The organism is Myroides sp. LoEW2-1 (assembly GCF_009767705.1).
GTDB classification, from domain to species: domain Bacteria; phylum Bacteroidota; class Bacteroidia; order Flavobacteriales; family Flavobacteriaceae; genus Flavobacterium; species Flavobacterium album_A.
Window position 1 is genome coordinate 26,278 of sequence record NZ_WSPP01000107.1, and the last position, 18,140, is coordinate 44,417.

The window sequence follows — 18,140 nt, forward strand, 5'->3', positions numbered from 1 at the left end:
GTCAGATTGTCATGATGTAAAACAAAAAAGGGAGTTGCTTTCGCAACTCCCTTTCCTATGTATAATTGATTATTTCAATTTCTTTTTAACTTCAACTTCTTGGAACGCCTCTATAGTGTCATATTCCTTAATATCGTTGTAGTTTTTAATCTGAATACCACAGTCATATCCTTTCGCCACTTCTTTAACATCGTCTTTGAAACGCTTTAAAGCAGTCAACTCACCAGTGTAGATAACCACACCCTCGCGGATAAGGCGGATTCTTGAACTACGGAAAATCTTACCGTCAGTAACCATACATCCAGCAATCGTACCAACTTTAGAAATTTTGAATAACTCACGAATCTCAGCAGTACCAGTAACTTCCTCTTTCAATTCTGGAGATAACATACCTTCCATCGCATCTTTCAAGTCATCAATAGCGTCATAGATAATTGAGTAGTTACGGATATCGATTTCCTCTTTATCAGCTAATTGTTTAGCAGAAGCCATTGGACGAACGTTAAATCCGATAATAATAGCATCCGAAGCAGAAGCTAACAATACGTCAGATTCTGTAATAGCTCCAACTCCTTTATGAATAATATTGATTTGAATTTCCTCAGTAGATAATTTAGAGAATGAATCAGATAATGCTTCCACAGAACCATCCACGTCCCCTTTAAGAATAATATTTAACTCTTTGAAATCACCTAATGCAATACGACGACCAATCTCTGCTAAAGTAATATGACGTTGTGCACGTACAGATTGCTCGCGAATCAATTGAGTACGTTTAGCAGCAATTTGTTTTGCTTCTTTCTCTTCCTCAAATACATTAAACTTATCACCAGCAGTTGGTGCTCCATCTAATCCCAGTACAGAAATTGGACGAGAAGGACCTGCTTCTTTTACAGAGTTTCCACGTTCATCGTGCATTGCACGAACTTTTCCGTGGCTACGTCCTGCCAACAAGTAGTCTCCCACTCTTAATGTACCAGCTTGTACTAATACAGTAGATACATATCCACGTCCTTTATCTAAGTACGCTTCTACTACTGTACCAACTGCAAGCTTAGAAGGGTTTGCTTTTAAATCAAGCATTTCTGCCTCAAGCAATACTTTTTCAAGTAATTCCTTCATATTAAGACCTTGCTTAGCAGAGATATCTTGAGATTGGTAAGTACCACCCCATTCCTCAACTAACAAGTTCATTGAAGCAAGTTTTTCTTTAATTTTATCTGGATTAGCCGTAGGCTTATCTATCTTATTAATAGCAAAGATAATCGGTACACCAGCAGCTTGTGCGTGACTTATAGCCTCTTTTGTTTGTGGCATAATATCATCATCCGCAGCAATCACAATAATTACGATATCGGTAACTTGAGCACCACGCGCACGCATAGCGGTAAACGCCTCGTGACCAGGAGTATCTAAAAATGTAATTTTTTGTCCTCCTTCAAGTGTTACTCCGTAAGCACCAATATGCTGTGTAATACCTCCTGATTCTCCTGCAATAACGTTTGCTTTACGAATATAGTCTAACAAAGATGTTTTACCATGGTCAACGTGACCCATCACTGTCACAATTGGCGCTCTTGGTTGTAAATCTTCTGGTCTATCTGGAGTTTCCTCAATAGACTCATCTAAATCTGCAGTAGTAAAATCAACTTCGAATCCAAACTCATCAGCAACAATAGTTAATGTTTCAGCATCCAAACGCTGATTCATGGTAACCATGATACCAAGAGACATACAAGTACCAATAACTTTAGTAATAGGCACATCCATCATAGTAGCAATTTCACCAACAGTAACGAACTCGGTTACTTTTAATGTTTTGCTTCCAGCCTCTAATGCTTTTTGCTCTTCATCAGATTTTTTTCTATGAACATCTCGTTTATCACGACGATATTTAGCAGCTTTAGATTTGTTACCCTTACCTTGAAGACGCTCAAGTGTCTCCTTAATTTGGTTTTTAACTTCTTCCTCAGTAGGTTCAGCTTTTACAACAGGTGGAGTATTTCTTCTGTTATTTTGGTTTTTGTTACCAAATTTTCCTCCTCCACGGTTGTTGTTGTTACCTCCGCGATTGTTGTTATTACCACTATTATTGTTACCGCCCTTATTATTATTGTTGTTATTGTTTGGTCGGTTATTGTTATTATTCTCGTTGTTATTTGCTCCTTCAGCATTTCCATTAGCTGGCTTAGCAATGCGTTTTCTCTTATTCTTTCCGCTTCCAGGGTTGTTACCATCTTTTGAATTTCCTTTTTTAGGATCTTCTTTTTTCTTTTTAGGTTTATCAAATTGAGATAAATCAATTGTTTTACCTGTAAAAGTAGTACCTGAAAGTTTCTGATAATTTGTTTTGATTACTTCATCCCCTGCCGTAGGCTCAGCTTGCGCATCATTTGCCTCTTTCTTGAAATTCTGCTTTTGGTTTGAAGAATCTTTCTCCTCTACAGTATTTTTCTGTTGTGATTTATTTACTTCTTTCTTAGCTTCCACTTGCTTTTCCGTATTCGTTATTTTAGTTGCTTCGTTTGCATCAACTTTTGGAGCTACCTGTTTTTCTTCAGCTTTAACTGTTTTCTTCTTAGTATCAGCATTAGTAGCTTTTTCTACTTTTTTGTCTACTTTTTCAGCCACTGTTGCATCTTTCACAACATTTTCCACCTTTTTAGACTCGCCTGAAGCAACTTTAGTTTTCTTAGGTTCAAGATCAATTTTACCAACAGTCTTTACAGCAGTAATTTCCTCTGCTTTAGCTCTGATAATTTCTTGCTCGCGTTTAATACGTGCTTCCTCTTGTTTTCTTTTCTCTTCAAGCTCTTTATCGCGCTCCAATTTTAATGCTTCTTTTTCTTTCTTTTTCTCTTCACTTACCTCAATAGAAGCTTCTTTCTTGCCTTTATCAGCAGAAAATTGTTTACACAAAACACTGTATTCTTCTTTAGAAATTTTAGCATTTGGTGTTGCATCGATTTCATATCCTTTGCCTTTCAAAAAGTCTACGGCTCTATCGAGAGAAATATTTAATTCCCTTAAAACTTTATTAATTCTTATTGCTCTTTCTTCAGACATATTATCTTTTTAGTGTATTAATGTGTTGTGTTGTTTTGGTGCTTCAATTAGTCTTCAAACTCTTCTTTTAGGATACGGATTACATCTAATACCGTTTCTTCCTCAAGGTCAGTTCTCTTTACTAATTCCTCAACACCTAGGTTCAACACGCTTTTCGCAGTATCTAAACCTATTTTACTAAATTCTTCAATCACCCACGCTTCGATTTCGTCTTTGAATTCTCTTAATTCAACGTCATCGTCTTCTGGGTCTAATTCACGCATCACATCGATATCGTACCCTGTCAACATTCCAGCCAATTTAATGTTTTGACCTCCTCTACCGATTGCTCGTGATACTTCTTCTAAATCAAGATAAACGTTTGCTTTTTTAGCATTTTCATCTATCACTACTTTATTGATACGCGCTGGTGCTAATGCACGCTTAATAAACAATTCTGTATTCTCTGTATAATTGATTACATCAATGTTCTCATTTCCTAATTCGCGAACGATTCCGTGAATTCTAGATCCTTTTACTCCGACACATGCTCCAACTGGGTCAATTCTATCATCATAAGTATCTACTGCCACTTTTGCTTTCTCACCTGGGATACGAACTACTCTCTTAATTGTAATTTCCCCTGATTCGATTTCTGGAATCTCTTGTTCAAATAATTTCTCTAAAAACTTAGATGAAGTTCTTGACATAACAATTTGAGGTTTTGAACCTTTTAGTTCAACCGCCTCAATAATACCGCGTACTGTATCTCCTTTTCTAAAGAAATCAGATGGAATTTGTTTCTCTTTTGGCAAAACAATTTCATTCTTTCCTTCGTCCATCAAAATTATGATTTTTGGACGAGCATGATGCACTTCAGCTGAATAAATTTCTCCAACTAAATCTTTAAATTGTTTGTATAAAGAAGTATTGTCATGTTCAGTTACCTTAGAATACAAGTTTTGACGTAACGCCAAGATAGCTCTTCGATCAAGTCCTTCCAACTTCACTTCCTCTGACACCTCTTCTCCTACTTCAAAATCTGCTTCAATTTTTCTTGCTTCTGACAAAGAAATTTCTGCATTATCATCTTCTACCTCTCCATCTGCTACAACAATTCTGTTTCTAAACACCTGACAATCTCCTTTGTCTGGGTTAACGATAATATCAAAATTATCGTCTGATCCATACTTCTTCTTCAAGGCATTTTTCAATACATCTTCAAGAATTGCCATAAGCGCTACACGCTCAATATCTTTTTCGTCTTTAAATTCTGAGAATGAATCTACTAAATCTCTATTCTCCATCGGATATTCTATTTTTTTAAAATGAAATTATAACACTCGCTTCTTTAATCTTATCAAAAGGAATTATAGCTTCCTTTTCAACAGTAACCTTTCCCTTTCCTATCGGTTTAGGCTCTCTTGCTTTCCATTTCAGAACAATACTATCATCACCTACACTTTCAAGTGTAGCTTCTATTTTTTCTTGTTCTGTAGTTATTACCTTTAATTTACGTCCAATATTTTTAGGATATTGTCTCAATAATTTTAAAGGTGCTGCTGCTCCTGCAGATGCAACTTCAAGAGCGAAGTCCTCCTCCTCTCTATCTAAGTTATGTTCAATAGCACGACTCACATCAATACAATTCTGCAACGTCACACCTTGATCTCCATCTATAATTACAACAATCTTATTATCAGCCGATATTGTAAAGTCTATCAAAAACAAGTCTGTGTACTCTTCAAATGCCTGATCAATTAATCCTTGTACTTTTACTTTTAACGTCATATGCTATAAAAAGAGGGGACTACTATGTCCCCTCATTATTTAACTTTTTTAATAAATAACGACACAAATGTACAATTTTTTTATTACAAATAAAACTTTTGTCTATTGATAATTATATTCTTAACTTTATTTAATCAATAAAACAACATAATTCATATTCAAATTAATTACATCATGAAAAAGATTCTAGTTCCAACAGATTTCTCTAATCAAGCCTATAATGCAACTAAAGCCGCTGCTATTATTGCCAGAAAAATGAACGCAGAAATCATTTTACTACACATTCTTGATTTGCCACAACAAGGTAGTGACAGTATCAACAAAGGAACTCCTGCTACTGAAGTTATGTTCTTTAAAAAAGCTGCTGATGCAAAGCTTGAAGAATTAGCGCACGACCCTATATTTAACGGAATTACAATATCATCAAGCCTTATCTTAGATCGCACTTCTTTAGGTGTGACTAAATCTGCAGAGAACAACAAAGTGAACCTTATCGTCATGGGATCTCATGGGGTAAGTGGAGTAAAAGAGTATTTCGTAGGATCTAATACCGAAAAAGTTGTCAGAACATCAAATATTCCTGTTTTGGTAATTAAAGGTGAGGTAGAAGATTTTGAGATTAAAGATTTTGTTTTTGCATCTGATTTCTCAGAAGGGATGACTGAGCCTTTTAAAAAAGCACTAAATTTCAATAAAATATTAGGAAGTAAATTCCACCTGTTAATGGTAAACACACCTAACAATTTTAAACCTACTCACGTAGCAGAAGAAATTGTAGAAAAGTTCTTAGATACTTTAACAGACAAAGAGTTCGACCTATGTACTTATAACGATATGAATATCGAAAAAGGAATAATCAACTTTTCTAAGAAAATAGATGCTGATCTAATCGGTATAGCAACACATGGTCGTACAGGTTTAGCTCACTTCTTCAATGGCAGTATAAGTGAAGATTTAGTAAATCACTCAAGTAAATCTGTTATTACTTTCAAAATAGATTAATACTACCTATAGTATATTGTCTACTTACTAAACAAGTTGACAAGTCAACACATATCAGATCCAGAGGGGTAATCTCTCTGGATTTTTTTTATACATTATATTTAAGTGCAATGACAACATCCCTTTCAAAAGACCCAACAACAACCCAACAACAACCCAACCAATACCGCTCATAGCGTAACAAATACCTCCCTCATGTATTTGAATTAACAGTCTATAAAGCAATACTAAAACATCTTTTCGAAAATAAATACAGAGAAAATCTACTGTTTTACTGTATTCACACACCAATCACCAAACATTTTGCACTAATCTACCAGAAGGTCGCCTGCGACTATCTTGTACTTTTCTTGCACCTTTCTTGCACCTTTCTTCGACAAAACCACCCTTTAGGCTAGGAAACTCCAAGAAAACCCCAAGCAATCCCCAAGAAAGTGCAAGCCAACCCCTTTTATAAGATAACCGGATTGACTTCTAAAAACTTCTCGACATTAGTATCAACCTCCGTGATTACACCAATAACAAACATTGGTGTATCTGGAATTAAATAGAAATGCGTCAACATCTCTAAAGTACAGCCCTCACATCACGTTTCTACCTCTTGAACCAACCCTACCCAAACTACAGTACTCAGACACTACCATGTCTATCACAGTGATTACACCCTATACTTTTCTGACCAAACCTTACACACTACACCACTTGATAAACAAAAAAATATCCAGAGAGAAAAAACCTCTGGATACAATATTTATACACTTGTCAACTTTTTCTCAACAGACATAATTCTCCATAAAAAAACGACTTCCTATAATGCTATCTATTTACCTTTATTGCCAAGTAATCTACTATTTACCTTTTTTATTTCATCACTCTCATTCCTATAATACCCGCTGCATGATTTAAAACTTCATTGCGAACCTTAGTTCGCGATGACAGATCATATTGAACAAACCTTACATCTCCACTATCTTCATCATAGACTACACAGAAAAGAGAATTTGACTTATCATCATATTCTAAAGAATAGATTTCACCCGTAGTAAATTCTTCTTTTAAAGTTCCATTGCTTTTATCAATTAAAAAAACTTTACTACCATATTCTCCATTCTCACTATGATTGAATGCACAGTAGTAATTGCCTAACTTATCCATACCAAAACCAACTGCATCGTGCAATGAAAGACCATCTGTCAGTAATGGTACCACTTTGCTTTCCGCCTCAACATCAAAACCACTAAAATCATTGACATTTACCTTTATGACATTATATTCATTCGTATTGACACCATCTGCATCATACATATAACTAAGCCCAACTAACTCAAACTTATTCACATAACATAACGCAAAAGGCAGTCTTTCGACTGCCTTTCTGCATATTATTATTCATTTCTAAAACAGGACAAATACCCTTCAACCAAATCATCAACATACAAATATTCGGGTATTTGCAAGAGAAAATCGATACAAACCATAAATTATAAAAAGAGTAGCGGCAGTCATTTTAATCAAATACCAACTATTCGTCATCATAACCTACCTATTACTAAAAATTGCTTATTTTACAATTTCAATATGACTTTCAGACACCTTTGCAATTGGCAAGAAATGCTTTTTCCCTTCTACCAAAAGACACAAATAAATATTGTCAATAGAAATCACATACCCTTCTAAACCATCAATTCGAACTAACTGACCTAATTCCAAATTCTTTCTTGTATAAAAAGAAAACAGCAGCCTTGTCACCACATCCTTTGCACCTAACCCTAAAGACAGAGCTACAGTCAACAGAATAGCACCGACGATGATCGAAATATTATTCGTAATAATAGAAGTATTAATTCCCATTTGATTCAAAGTCGTAATGACAACAAATACAAGAATAAAGTAAAACAATATATTCCCTATCATTCTCGCACCACTGAAGTCAACAGCCTTGAGCACACCTACCACAGTTTTCTTAATCCAAGTTGCCAAATATAGTCCTCCTACAAAAATCAACAAAGCAACAAATACCTGTGGAATATACAACATTAGATTTCCTATCTCCTTAGACACTATACTTAGACCAAACATTTCGGCTCCAATAACAATCATCAAGAAGATAATGAAGATTTTCATAAAGAAAATAACGATTGCATCAACTTTGATTGCAATATTTGTTTTAGCAAGAAAGTCATTCTCATCAATCAGTTTTTGAACACTATCCAAGCGGATAAATTGAAATATTTTTTTCAATAAGTAAGCAAAAAACTTAACTAACAACCAACACAGCAACACATAACCTAAAATTAATGCAAAGCCTATCACACCACGTATTAACGAATCAAATACTGAGTTCAACATTTCTGTTGGATACTCAAAATTAAACAGTCTATTCATCATTATTTTCGTTCTTTTTTGCGTTTATAATTTTTTCAATCAATTCTTGTTCTTTCTTTTTGTCACTTTCACCTATGACACTACCCAGTGCCTGAGGTACTTTGACAGTATATAACTCAGACACATCTAAGGACAGCTTGATAAAGTTTAGATTATCAATTACTCTATCCTTTATATAGACAGGCAACTTTTCGTCCTGCAGTATTTTTTTAAAAGGATTATCCATAATTATAATGAGTTATAAATTTCAACAATTTTTTTCTTTGCTCTATGCAATCGCATTTTAATAGCACTCTCCCCCATTTCAAGCATTTGAGCAATTTCCTTAATAGATTTATCATCTTGATATTTCATCAATAAGATAATCTTATCTTCTGCATCAATTTGCCCTAAGGCCTCTTGTAACTTACCAACACTTAAAGCAAAGATTTCTTCGTCTGTTATTTCTTCATCAGCCATCAAGTCCTGATATTCCTCATTCAAATCCTCTTCTCGTCTTCTTTTTTTCAAAACCAATTTGGAATAATTCACACAATGATTATAAGTAAAAGAATACAGCCAAGTAGAAAACTTTGATTCCCCCCTAAACTTTTTAAGATTCAGATATAGCTTTACAAAAACATCTTGTGTCAAATCTTCTGCGACATCTCTCGACTCCGCAAAACCTAAACACTTTGAATACACTTTCTGAGCATACCGATCATAGAGAATCCCAAACAAACTTGTATTACCACTATGCACAATCATCTGGACTAAGTCCTCATCTGTCATAGTAGTAAAGTTATTATTCTGTAGATTAACCTTCATACCACTTTATTAGACTTTATCAAAAAAGCCTTTTATATTTTATAATCGAAAGGTTATTACAACCTACCTATTTGCATTAATTTAGAAACATACTTACCTATTACATCAAATTCGAGATTGACGGTTGTTCCCAATTTATAGTACTGAAAAATAGTGTGCTCCTTCGTATAAGGTATAATAGCCACCTTAAACGTATTTACCCCCGAATCCACAACAGTCAAACTAGTACCATCTACCGTAATGGACCCCTTTTCAATTGTAGTATGAATAGAATTCTCACTAAATTTAAAGCCATAGTATGTACTACCAGACACATCTTCAATAGAAACACATTCCCCTATGTGATCTACGTGCCCTTGTACTATATGTCCATCCAATCGACCGTTAAACAGCATTGCTCTCTCAAGGTTCAGTTTCATTCCCTCTGTCCAACTTCCAACAGTAGTTACATCTATTGTTTCTTTTATTGCTGTCACAGTATAGGCATTTCCTTCAATTGACACTACAGTCAAGCAAATACCATTGTGCAAAACACTTTGATCAACTTTCAGTTCACTTGTAAAATCACAACTAACTGTTATGTGAAGATTTGAGCGATCACCTTTAATTTTTTCTATCTTTCCAATGCTTTCAACAATACCTGTAAACATAACTCAATTTATTTTTATTAAATTTGCTTCAAAAGTAGCAATAATTACGCGATACTATGACCCAAAAAAAAGAAAATATAAAAGTAGGGATTTCGATAGGTGATTTAAATGGAATTGGATGTGAAGTAATACTTAAGTCTTTTGAAGACAATAGAATGCTTGAAATCTGTACACCAATTATTTTTGCAAATTCAAAACCTTTATCATACGTAAAAAAGACGATAAACAACAATACAGCCATACAGGGAATTGACGACTTAACACAGGTTATTCCCCACAAGCTAAACGTTTATAACCTATGGAAAGAAAATGTAAATATTTCTTTCGGACAAAATGATCCAGTAGTAGGTAAATACGCTATAAAGTCATTCACAGAAGCTACAAAAGCGCTAAAAGAAGGTGAAATTGACATATTAGTCACAGCTCCAATCAACAAATACAATAGCAACGATGAGGAATTTTCATACCCTGGTCACACAGACTATTTAAACAGTGAATTAGAAGGAGATGCATTAATGCTTTTGGTAGCTGAAGATTTAAGGGTAGGTTTATTAACAGACCATATCCCTTTAAAAGATGTTTCGGCAGCTATAACACCAGAACTCATAGAGAAAAAAGTGAAAACTATCAATCACTCTTTGATCAATGACTTCAATATCTTTAAGCCACGTATCGCAGTATTAGGATTAAACCCACATGCAAGCGACAATGGCATTATAGGTACGGAAGAACAAGAAACCATAATTCCAACTATTAAAAAACTAAGTGATGAAGGTATTTTAGTTTCAGGACCATTCCCGGCTGATGGATTCTTCGGCTCAGAAACACACAAAAAGTTTGATGCTGTACTTGCTTGTTACCACGACCAAGGTTTAGCAGCATTTAAAGCGCTTTCATTTGGAAAGGGAGTCAACTATACTGCTGGTTTGAACAAAATCAGAACTTCCCCTGACCATGGAACAGCATACGAGATAGCAGGGAAAGGGCTCGCTGATGCTACTTCTTTTAGAGAAGCAATCTATTTGGCTATTGACATCTATAACAATAGAGCCTATAATGCGGAGGCTTCAGCAAATCCCTTAGAACCACAAGAAAAAGATTTTGGTACAAAAAAAAATTGATAACTAGCTTGTAATAATAATATTTTTTTATCTTTGCACGCTCAAATCATGTATTTCATGAAAGTTGAAAATAAATTTTTAATTCCTTTTACAGGATTAAAAAATGGAGAGCACAAATTTGAAATTCAAGTAGATAATAGTTTTTTTGACAACTATGATTACAATGACTTCAATACAATTGACGCTCAAATAACCGTTCTTTTAAACAAGAAAACCACGCTTTTAGAATTACATTTTGAAAGCAACGGAATAGCAAATGTACCTTGTGACGTTACAAATCAAGACTTTGATTTACCAATAAACAACGAGTTAAACCTTGTCGTTAAATTTGGAGACGAGTTCAACAACGATCACGATGAGTTACTTATAGTACCATTTACAGAACATCAAATCGACATAGCTCAATATGTTTATGAGATGATAGTACTATCTATTCCGCAAAAGCGAGTACACCCAGGTGTATTAGATGGAACATTAGAATCTGAAGCTTTAGATATCTTAGGATACTATAACGAAGATGATTTGGATTTAGATTTTGATGACGAACTAGACTTTTTAGAACTAGAAGATGATTTCGACGATCAAGAAGATGAAGACATCGATGATCAAGAAAATAACAATGAAGAAATAGACCCTAGATGGGCAGAATTAAAGAAACTATTAACGGATAAATAATATAGTAAAATGGCACATCCTAAGAGAAAAACCTCGAAAACAAGAAGAGATAAAAGAAGAACTCACTACAAAGCAGTAGCTCCAACTATCGCTACTTGCCCAGTAACAGGAGAAGCTCACTTATTCCACAGAGCTTACTGGCACGAAGGAAAAATGTACTACAGAGGACAAGTTGTTATCGACAAAACTACTGAAGTAGAAGCGTAACCTTGAGAAAAGTATTTTAAGAACTCTCACAATGTGTGAGAGTTTTTTTTTGTTTGAAACAGACCAAAAAAATCACTTTATAGCTCCGAAAGAGCTTAGATTCGTTTTTTTTTTGTAATTTTCGCTTCTTTTTGGAATGTTTTTATAAAGTAAAGCAACACCATATGACAAAAATACACGCAGCCATTACTGCAGTTGGATGCTTCTTACCAGAAGATAAACTGACGAATGCAGATTTAGAAAAAATGGTTGACACTAACGATGAGTGGATAACTACACGAACAGGTATAAAAGAACGTAGAATTCTTAAGAAACCAGGAGAAGGTGCTTCTTATATGGCTATTAAAGCCGCTGAGAACCTAATGCAAAAAGCTAATCTAGATCCAAAAGATATTGATTTAGTCATTCTTGCATCTGCTACCCCTGATATGCCAGTAGCAACCACAGGAGTTTATGTAGCAACACAGATTGGAGCTACAAACGCCTTTGCATTTGATTTACAAGCCGCATGTTCAAGCTTCCTTTATGGAATGTCAGTAGCATCAGCTTACATAGAATCTGGTAGATACAAAAAAGTACTACTTATAGGATCAGATAAAATGTCATCTATCATTGACTATACTGATCGCGCTACATGTATCATCTTTGGAGATGCTGCAGGAGCTGTACTTTTTGAACCTAATACAGAAGGCTATGGATTCCAAGACGAATACTTAAGAAGTGATGGAATTGGAAGACAATATCTAAAAATTGACGCAGGAGGTTCTATCTTACCTGCAAGCGCTGAAACAGTTGCCAACAAACAACACTATGTGTTCCAAGATGGTAAATCTGTATTCAAATACGCTGTATCTAACATGGCTGACGTAAGTGAAAAAATCATGAAACGCAACAATCTTAGCCATGAAGACGTAACTTGGTTAGCAGCTCATCAAGCTAACAAACGCATCATTGACGCCACTGCGCACCGCATGGGCTTAGACGAGGCTAAAGTTCTTATGAACATCGAAAAATACGGAAATACAACATCTGCCACTTTACCGTTATTACTTTGCGACTACGAGGATAAACTAAAAAAAGGAGACAATATTATTTTTGCTACTTTTGGAGGTGGTTTCACTTGGGGTTCAATTTATCTAAAGTGGGCTTATACAAAACAATAAAAAACAACTAACCAATTCATTGGGTATGGACATTAAAGAAATTCAAAACTTAATTAAGTTCGTAGCAAAATCAGGTGCTACAGAAGTAAAATTAGAGATGGATGATTTTAAAATCACTATCAAAACGACTGAAACTGGAAACACTGAGACTACTTACATTCAACAAGTACCAGTTGCTTCATCTTTACAACAAACAGCTGTGCCTACGCAAGGAAACGCTCCTGTAGCTGCACCAGCAACAGAAGTAAAAGCTGCTGATGAAGATTCTAAATATATCACTATTAAATCTCCTATCATTGGTACATTTTATAGAAAACCTGCTCCAGACAAAGATCCTTTTGCTGAAGTTGGAAAAACTATTAAATCTGGTGATGTAGTATGTGTTATTGAAGCAATGAAATTATTCAATGAAATTGAATCTGAAATTTCTGGTAAAATTGTAAAAGTACTAGTAGACGACGCTTCTCCAGTAGAGTTTGATCAACCATTATTCTTAGTTGATCCATCTTAAGGAATTTTTATAAATACAATTTCTATTTCACTTTCAAGAAAAGTGAACAACAAAAGTAAAATTAAAATTTCAAGAGATGTTTAAAAAAATATTAATTGCAAACAGAGGTGAGATTGCTTTACGCGTTATTAGAACATGTAAAGAAATGGGGATTAAAACAGTAGCTGTTTATTCAACTGCTGATGCAGATAGCTTACACGTACGCTTTGCTGACGAAGCAGTATGTATAGGACCTGCACCAAGTAGCCAATCTTACTTAAAGATGTCTAACATTATTGCTGCTGCAGAAATCACAAATGCTGACGCTATCCACCCTGGATATGGTTTCTTATCTGAAAATGCTAAGTTCTCAAAAATTTGTCAAGAGCACGGTATCAAATTTATTGGTGCTTCTCCAGAACAAATCGAAAAAATGGGAGACAAAGCTACTGCTAAAGAAACAATGAAAAAAGCAGGAGTACCTACAGTACCAGGCTCTGAAGGATTACTTACTTCATTAGAGCATGCTAAAAAAACAGCTAAAGAAATTGGTTACCCAGTTATGATGAAAGCTACAGCAGGTGGTGGAGGTAAAGGAATGCGTGAACTTTTCAAAGAAGAAGATCTTGGAAAAGCTTGGGAGAGCGCAAGACAAGAAGCTGCTGCTGCATTTGGTAATGATGGAATGTACATGGAGAAATTAATTTTAGACCCACGTCACATCGAAATTCAAATTGTAGGAGATCAATACGGAAAAGCATGTCACTTATCTGAAAGAGATTGTTCTGTACAAAGACGTCACCAAAAATTAACTGAAGAAACACCTTCTCCATTCATGACTGATGAATTAAGAGAAAAAATGGGTGAAGCAGCAGTGCGAGCAGCTGAATATATTAAATATGAAGGTGCTGGTACAATCGAATTTTTAGTAGACAGAGACAGAAACTTCTACTTCATGGAAATGAATACTCGTATCCAGGTAGAACACCCTATCACTGAGCAAGTAATTGATTATGATTTAATCAGAGAGCAAATTTTAGTTGCAGCTGGTACACCTATCTCAGGTAAGAATTATACTCCAAAATTACACTCAATAGAATGTCGTATCAACGCTGAAGATCCATACAATGACTTCAGACCTTCTCCAGGTAGAATTACTACCTTACATGCTCCTGGTGGGCATGGAGTAAGACTTGATACTCACGTGTACTCTGGATATACAATTCCACCAAACTACGATTCAATGATAGCTAAGTTGATTACAACTGCTCAAACAAGAGAAGAAGCAATCAACAAAATGAAAAGAGCTTTAGATGAATTCGTAATTGAAGGAATCAAAACGACAATCCCATTCCACAGACAATTAATGGATGATCCAAATTATGTTGCAGGAAATTACACTACAGCATTTATGGACACATTCAAAATGAAACCTGTAGAAGAAGAATAATAAAAAGCAAGAGCGTATTTATATAAAATACGCTCTTTTTTTATCTGCCTACATTAATGATTTCGCACAGCAAATCACTTTATACCAAGCATTAAACACAAAAAACTACACTTAACACGGTATAGAATTAAGATTTCGAGTAAATAGCTATTTTTTTGTAAAAAAATAAAATATAAATCTGATAATCTTAAAACAAACCTTATATTTGGTTATTATTAATTTATATTATTTACAAATGCAAACGGGCGTAATTAAGTTCTTCAACGAAGAAAAAGGTTTTGGTTTCATCACTAACGACCAAACTAAACAAGACATTTTTGTTCACATCACAGGATTAACAAGCAAAAATATCGAACAAGGCAATAAGGTTTCTTACATTGAAGAAAAAGGAAAAAAAGGCCTTATCGCTACAGAAGTTACAATTATAGAAGGTTAAGAATCATTATATAATTAATCACTGTTACAGAAGCCATCTTAGTCTTAAGATGGCTTTTTATATACTTAAATATACTATTTTAAATTAATCTAAATACGTATTTCACCTTTCCTCTTAATTGAGCCAACACCAACAAACCCAAAGCTTTGTAAAACGCGACCGAGGCACTATATTTGTATATTGTATTAACATAAATACTATATTATATGCAAATAAGTCAACTCGATTTTATACCCGTATTGATGCAAATCGCTTTAGCAGCTGGGTTTGTATCCTTGACAATTTGGGTATCTGGAAAATTGGGACCTAAAAAACATTCAAAAATAAAAGACAGTAATTGGGAATGTGGTTTGGAGTCTTTAGGTAGTGCCCGAATTCCTTTTAATGTTAAATACTTCTTAGTTGCAATCCTTTTTGTTTTATTCGACGTTGAAGTAATCTTCTTATATCCATGGGCTATAAATTTCCAAGAATTAGGCTGGGACGGTTTAGCTAAAATGGGAATATTCTTATTTATTCTTTTAATCGGATTACTATACGAGTTCAAGAAAAAAGGACTAGAGTGGGACTAAAACTTCAAAAGAGATGAGTGAAAAAAATTACAATATGGTAGATGCCCCTGAGGGCTATGTGGGAGAAGGCTTTTTTGCAACAAAGCTTAGCTCAGTTGTTGGTTTAGCAAGAGCAAACTCAATGTGGCCACTTCCATTCGCAACATCTTGTTGTGGTATCGAATTTATGGCAACAATGGCAGCAACATACGATGTTGCTCGTTTTGGTTCTGAACGTATGAGTTTCTCTCCAAGACAGGCTGATATGCTAATGGTAATGGGAACCATTTCAAAGAAAATGGCACCTATTTTACGTCAAGTATACGAACAAATGGCTGAACCTAAATGGGTTATTGCTGTTGGAGCTTGTGCTTGTTCGGGTGGAATTTTTGACACATATTCAGTACTACAAGGAATCGATAAAGTAATCCCAGTAGATGTATACGTACCAGGATGTCCTCCAAGACCAGAACAAATATTAGACGGTGTACTTCGCTTACAAGAAATCATCAAATCTGAATCAGTAAATCGAAGAGGTACAAAAGAATACGACGACTTATTAAATTCATATAATATCAATAAATAAAATGGCACTAGATAATATCACAATTCAAAAAAAGTTACAAGCTACCTTTGGTGAAGCTGTAGTAGACTTTCACGAACAGCACGGTATGCTAGTGTTCGAAGTTTCACACGAAAAAGCACATGATATCATCCAATTCTTAAAAGAAGATGAAGAAATGGGCTTTAACTTTCTAACTGATGTTTGCGGAGTAAACTATGCAGAAGAAGTAGAGAGCAGACAATTAGCAGTTGTATATCATTTGCATAACTGGTTTGAAAATGTAAGAGTGCGTATCAAAACCTACCTAAGCATTAAAAACCCAGTTGTTGATACAGTTTCTGACTTGTACAAAAGTGCTAATTGGCAAGAAAGAGAAACGTATGATTTCTACGGAATTACTTTTAAAGGACATCCTCAATTAAAGCGTATTCTAAATGTAGATACAATGGAATCATTCCCATTGAGAAAAGAACATCCAATGGAAGATGCAGGTAGAACAGACAAAGATGACAGATTCTTTGGACGAACTGTTCATAATTGTTAATTAAACTGGTAAAGAAAGTATTATGTCAGACTTATTATTACCTCCTGAAGAGCGATATGCTAAACTTATAGAAGAAAAGTTTAAGCAAGATGGTACAGAATTACAAATATTAAACCTTGGTCCCACGCACCCAGCTACTCACGGTATTTTTCAAAACATTATCTTGTTAGATGGTGAGAAAGTGATAGATGGTGAAGGAACTATAGGTTATATACATAGAGCATTTGAGAAAATCGCTGAAAACAGACCTTTTTATCAAATCAATGTTTTAACAGATCGATTGAACTACTGTTCATCACCTATCAACAATACAGCTTGGTGGATGACTGTTGAGAAAGCATTGGGTATTGAAATTCCTAAACGCGTACAATACATGCGTGTTATCATAATGGAGTTAGCGCGTATAGCTGATCACATTATCTGTAGCTCAGTTATGGGTGTGGATACTGGTGCGTTAACAGGATTCCTTTATGTATTCCAATATAGAGAAAAAATATACGAAATATACGAAGAGATTTGCGGAGCGCGATTAACTACTAATATGGGTAGAATCGGAGGATTCGAGAGAGAATGGAGTCCTAAAGCTTGGCAATTAATCGAAGAGTTTCTTTCAGAATTCCCTGCAATATGGGCTGAATTTGAAAGTCTATTGACAAGAAATAGAATTTTCATGGACAGAACCATTGGTATTGGAGGTATTTCAGCAGAAGAAGCAATCAATTATGGTTTTACAGGACCTAACTTAAGAGCTGCTGGAGTAGATTATGATGTGCGTGTAGCAACACCTTACTGCTCATATGAAGATTTTGATTTTGAAATCCCAGTAGGAACAAGCGGTGACTGTTATGACCGTTTTTGTGTTAGAAATGCAGAAGTATGGGAAAGTTTAAAAATCATTAGACAAGCCATAGACAAACTACCTGAAGGGCCTTACCATGCAGATGTTCCTGACTACTATCTTCCTCCAAAAGAAGATGTGTATACAAACATGGAAGCACTAATCTATCACTTCAAAATAATTATGGGTGAAGTTCCTGTACCTGTTACAGAATTGTACCACCCAGTAGAAGCTGCCAATGGTGAATTAGGATTTTTCTTAATTACTGACGGAAGTAGAACGCCATATCGATTACATTTTAGAAGACCATGCTTTATCATCTATCAAGCTTATAATAGCATTGTAAAAGATGGTATGTTATCAGATGCAATCATCACTTTATCAAGTTTAAACATCATTGCAGGAGAATTAGACGCATAA

General features: G+C 34.9%; 20 protein-coding genes. 12 read left to right on the forward strand and 8 right to left on the reverse strand.

All coding sequences use genetic code 11. The features are described from left to right. Positions 1 to 69: 69 nt before the first annotated feature. From infB to rimP, 3 genes are read right to left on the reverse strand one after another with little or no spacing between them, the layout of a single operon-like run. On the reverse strand, positions 70 to 3,066 hold the full coding sequence (gene infB, locus GOQ24_RS07180) for a translation initiation factor IF-2 (RefSeq protein WP_155090781.1): 2,997 nt from the start codon (positions 3,064 to 3,066) through the stop codon (positions 70 to 72). Between the two features lie 47 nt (positions 3,067 to 3,113). Continuing rightward, positions 3,114 to 4,352 (reverse strand): transcription termination factor NusA, encoded by a 1,239-nt coding sequence (gene nusA / locus GOQ24_RS07185; protein ID WP_155090780.1) that lies wholly within the window; start codon positions 4,350 to 4,352, stop codon positions 3,114 to 3,116. 16 nt (positions 4,353 to 4,368) lie between these two features. Beyond that, on the reverse strand, positions 4,369 to 4,836 hold the full coding sequence (gene rimP, locus GOQ24_RS07190) for a ribosome assembly cofactor RimP (RefSeq protein WP_155090779.1): 468 nt from the start codon (positions 4,834 to 4,836) through the stop codon (positions 4,369 to 4,371). A 174-nt stretch (positions 4,837 to 5,010) separates the two neighbouring features. Here rimP and GOQ24_RS07195 point away from each other — a divergent pair, with 174 nt between their 5' ends. Beyond that, entirely contained in the window at positions 5,011 to 5,838 is an 828-nt protein-coding gene (locus GOQ24_RS07195; RefSeq protein ID WP_155090778.1) for a universal stress protein, read from the forward strand. Positions 5,839 to 6,699: 861 nt separating this feature from the next. On the opposite strand, the gene GOQ24_RS07200 is transcribed toward GOQ24_RS07195, so the two are convergent. The 5 genes from GOQ24_RS07200 to GOQ24_RS07220 all read right to left on the reverse strand — a co-directional run bounded on the left by GOQ24_RS07200 (position 6,700) and on the right by GOQ24_RS07220 (position 9,680). Next, on the reverse strand, positions 6,700 to 7,176 hold the full coding sequence (locus GOQ24_RS07200) for a hypothetical protein (RefSeq protein ID WP_155090777.1): 477 nt from the start codon (positions 7,174 to 7,176) through the stop codon (positions 6,700 to 6,702). Between the two features lie 222 nt (positions 7,177 to 7,398). Further along, a complete protein-coding gene (locus tag GOQ24_RS07205) occupies positions 7,399 to 8,226 on the reverse strand; it encodes a mechanosensitive ion channel family protein (RefSeq protein WP_230381471.1) in 828 nt (275 codons plus the stop codon). Beyond that, on the reverse strand, positions 8,216 to 8,449 hold the full coding sequence (locus tag GOQ24_RS07210) for a hypothetical protein (RefSeq protein ID WP_155090776.1): 234 nt from the start codon (positions 8,447 to 8,449) through the stop codon (positions 8,216 to 8,218). Before GOQ24_RS07210 ends, GOQ24_RS07205 begins: the two co-directional genes overlap by 11 nt. Positions 8,450 to 8,451: 2 nt before the next feature. Next, positions 8,452 to 9,030, reverse strand: coding sequence for an RNA polymerase sigma factor (locus tag GOQ24_RS07215; RefSeq protein ID WP_155090775.1), 579 nt, complete (start codon positions 9,028 to 9,030; stop codon positions 8,452 to 8,454). 56 nt (positions 9,031 to 9,086) lie between these two features. Continuing rightward, positions 9,087 to 9,680, reverse strand: coding sequence for a riboflavin synthase (locus GOQ24_RS07220; RefSeq protein WP_155090774.1), 594 nt, complete (start codon positions 9,678 to 9,680; stop codon positions 9,087 to 9,089). Between the two features lie 56 nt (positions 9,681 to 9,736). On the opposite strand from GOQ24_RS07220, the gene pdxA reads away from it, so the two are divergent. The 11 genes from pdxA (at position 9,737) to GOQ24_RS07275 (ending at position 18,140) form a co-directional block, all read left to right on the forward strand. Beyond that, positions 9,737 to 10,801: a 4-hydroxythreonine-4-phosphate dehydrogenase PdxA gene (gene pdxA / locus GOQ24_RS07225; RefSeq protein WP_155090773.1), complete on the forward strand. Its 1,065-nt coding sequence runs from the start codon at positions 9,737 to 9,739 to the stop codon at positions 10,799 to 10,801. 57 nt (positions 10,802 to 10,858) lie between these two features. Continuing rightward, positions 10,859 to 11,476, forward strand: a complete 618-nt coding sequence (locus tag GOQ24_RS07230; RefSeq protein WP_155090772.1) for a YceD family protein — start codon at positions 10,859 to 10,861, stop codon at positions 11,474 to 11,476. A gap of 9 nt (positions 11,477 to 11,485) precedes the next feature. Beyond that, positions 11,486 to 11,683, forward strand: coding sequence for a 50S ribosomal protein L32 (gene rpmF, locus GOQ24_RS07235; RefSeq protein ID WP_155035003.1), 198 nt, complete (start codon positions 11,486 to 11,488; stop codon positions 11,681 to 11,683). Between the two features lie 164 nt (positions 11,684 to 11,847). Then, positions 11,848 to 12,846 carry a beta-ketoacyl-ACP synthase III gene (locus GOQ24_RS07240; RefSeq protein ID WP_155090771.1) on the forward strand — a complete coding sequence of 333 codons (999 nt, stop codon included), beginning with the start codon at positions 11,848 to 11,850 and terminating at the stop codon, positions 12,844 to 12,846. A 25-nt stretch (positions 12,847 to 12,871) separates the two neighbouring features. Then, the gene (gene accB / locus GOQ24_RS07245) at positions 12,872 to 13,357 is read left to right on the forward strand and encodes an acetyl-CoA carboxylase biotin carboxyl carrier protein (RefSeq protein ID WP_155090770.1); all 486 of its coding nucleotides are present in this window, start codon (positions 12,872 to 12,874) and stop codon (positions 13,355 to 13,357) included. Between the two features lie 76 nt (positions 13,358 to 13,433). After that, entirely contained in the window at positions 13,434 to 14,786 is a 1,353-nt protein-coding gene (gene accC / locus GOQ24_RS07250) for an acetyl-CoA carboxylase biotin carboxylase subunit (protein WP_155090769.1), read from the forward strand. Between the two features lie 235 nt (positions 14,787 to 15,021). Continuing rightward, a complete protein-coding gene (locus GOQ24_RS07255; RefSeq protein WP_155090768.1) occupies positions 15,022 to 15,222 on the forward strand; it encodes a cold-shock protein in 201 nt (66 codons plus the stop codon). A gap of 206 nt (positions 15,223 to 15,428) precedes the next feature. Next, entirely contained in the window at positions 15,429 to 15,794 is a 366-nt protein-coding gene (locus tag GOQ24_RS07260; protein ID WP_155090767.1) for an NADH-quinone oxidoreductase subunit A, read from the forward strand. A gap of 13 nt (positions 15,795 to 15,807) precedes the next feature. After that, positions 15,808 to 16,359, forward strand: coding sequence for an NADH-quinone oxidoreductase subunit B (locus GOQ24_RS07265; RefSeq protein WP_155090766.1), 552 nt, complete (start codon positions 15,808 to 15,810; stop codon positions 16,357 to 16,359). 1 nt (position 16,360) lies between these two features. Next, on the forward strand, positions 16,361 to 16,882 hold the full coding sequence (locus tag GOQ24_RS07270; protein WP_155090765.1) for an NADH-quinone oxidoreductase subunit C: 522 nt from the start codon (positions 16,361 to 16,363) through the stop codon (positions 16,880 to 16,882). A gap of 22 nt (positions 16,883 to 16,904) precedes the next feature. Further along, on the forward strand, positions 16,905 to 18,140 hold the full coding sequence (locus GOQ24_RS07275; RefSeq protein WP_155090764.1) for an NADH-quinone oxidoreductase subunit D: 1,236 nt from the start codon (positions 16,905 to 16,907) through the stop codon (positions 18,138 to 18,140).

Bases quoted from the DNA above. Each gene is read 5' to 3' on its own strand.
- infB (WP_155090781.1), bottom strand. From the start codon at position 3,066: ATGTCTGAAGAAAGAGCAATAAGAATTAATAAAGTTTTAAGGGAATTA.
- nusA (WP_155090780.1), bottom strand. From the start codon at position 4,352: ATGGAGAATAGAGATTTAGTAGATTCATTCTCAGAATTTAAAGACGAA.
- rimP (WP_155090779.1), bottom strand. From the start codon at position 4,836: ATGACGTTAAAAGTAAAAGTACAAGGATTAATTGATCAGGCATTTGAA.
- GOQ24_RS07195 (WP_155090778.1), top strand. From the start codon at position 5,011: ATGAAAAAGATTCTAGTTCCAACAGATTTCTCTAATCAAGCCTATAAT.
- GOQ24_RS07205 (WP_230381471.1), bottom strand. From the start codon at position 8,226: ATGATGAATAGACTGTTTAATTTTGAGTATCCAACAGAAATGTTGAAC.
- GOQ24_RS07210 (WP_155090776.1), bottom strand. From the start codon at position 8,449: ATGGATAATCCTTTTAAAAAAATACTGCAGGACGAAAAGTTGCCTGTC.
- GOQ24_RS07215 (WP_155090775.1), bottom strand. From the start codon at position 9,030: ATGAAGGTTAATCTACAGAATAATAACTTTACTACTATGACAGATGAG.
- GOQ24_RS07220 (WP_155090774.1), bottom strand. From the start codon at position 9,680: ATGTTTACAGGTATTGTTGAAAGCATTGGAAAGATAGAAAAAATTAAA.
- pdxA (WP_155090773.1), top strand. From the start codon at position 9,737: ATGACCCAAAAAAAAGAAAATATAAAAGTAGGGATTTCGATAGGTGAT.
- GOQ24_RS07230 (WP_155090772.1), top strand. From the start codon at position 10,859: ATGAAAGTTGAAAATAAATTTTTAATTCCTTTTACAGGATTAAAAAAT.
- rpmF (WP_155035003.1), top strand. From the start codon at position 11,486: ATGGCACATCCTAAGAGAAAAACCTCGAAAACAAGAAGAGATAAAAGA.
- GOQ24_RS07240 (WP_155090771.1), top strand. From the start codon at position 11,848: ATGACAAAAATACACGCAGCCATTACTGCAGTTGGATGCTTCTTACCA.
- accB (WP_155090770.1), top strand. From the start codon at position 12,872: ATGGACATTAAAGAAATTCAAAACTTAATTAAGTTCGTAGCAAAATCA.
- accC (WP_155090769.1), top strand. From the start codon at position 13,434: ATGTTTAAAAAAATATTAATTGCAAACAGAGGTGAGATTGCTTTACGC.
- GOQ24_RS07255 (WP_155090768.1), top strand. From the start codon at position 15,022: ATGCAAACGGGCGTAATTAAGTTCTTCAACGAAGAAAAAGGTTTTGGT.
- GOQ24_RS07260 (WP_155090767.1), top strand. From the start codon at position 15,429: ATGCAAATAAGTCAACTCGATTTTATACCCGTATTGATGCAAATCGCT.
- GOQ24_RS07265 (WP_155090766.1), top strand. From the start codon at position 15,808: ATGAGTGAAAAAAATTACAATATGGTAGATGCCCCTGAGGGCTATGTG.
- GOQ24_RS07270 (WP_155090765.1), top strand. From the start codon at position 16,361: ATGGCACTAGATAATATCACAATTCAAAAAAAGTTACAAGCTACCTTT.
- GOQ24_RS07275 (WP_155090764.1), top strand. From the start codon at position 16,905: ATGTCAGACTTATTATTACCTCCTGAAGAGCGATATGCTAAACTTATA.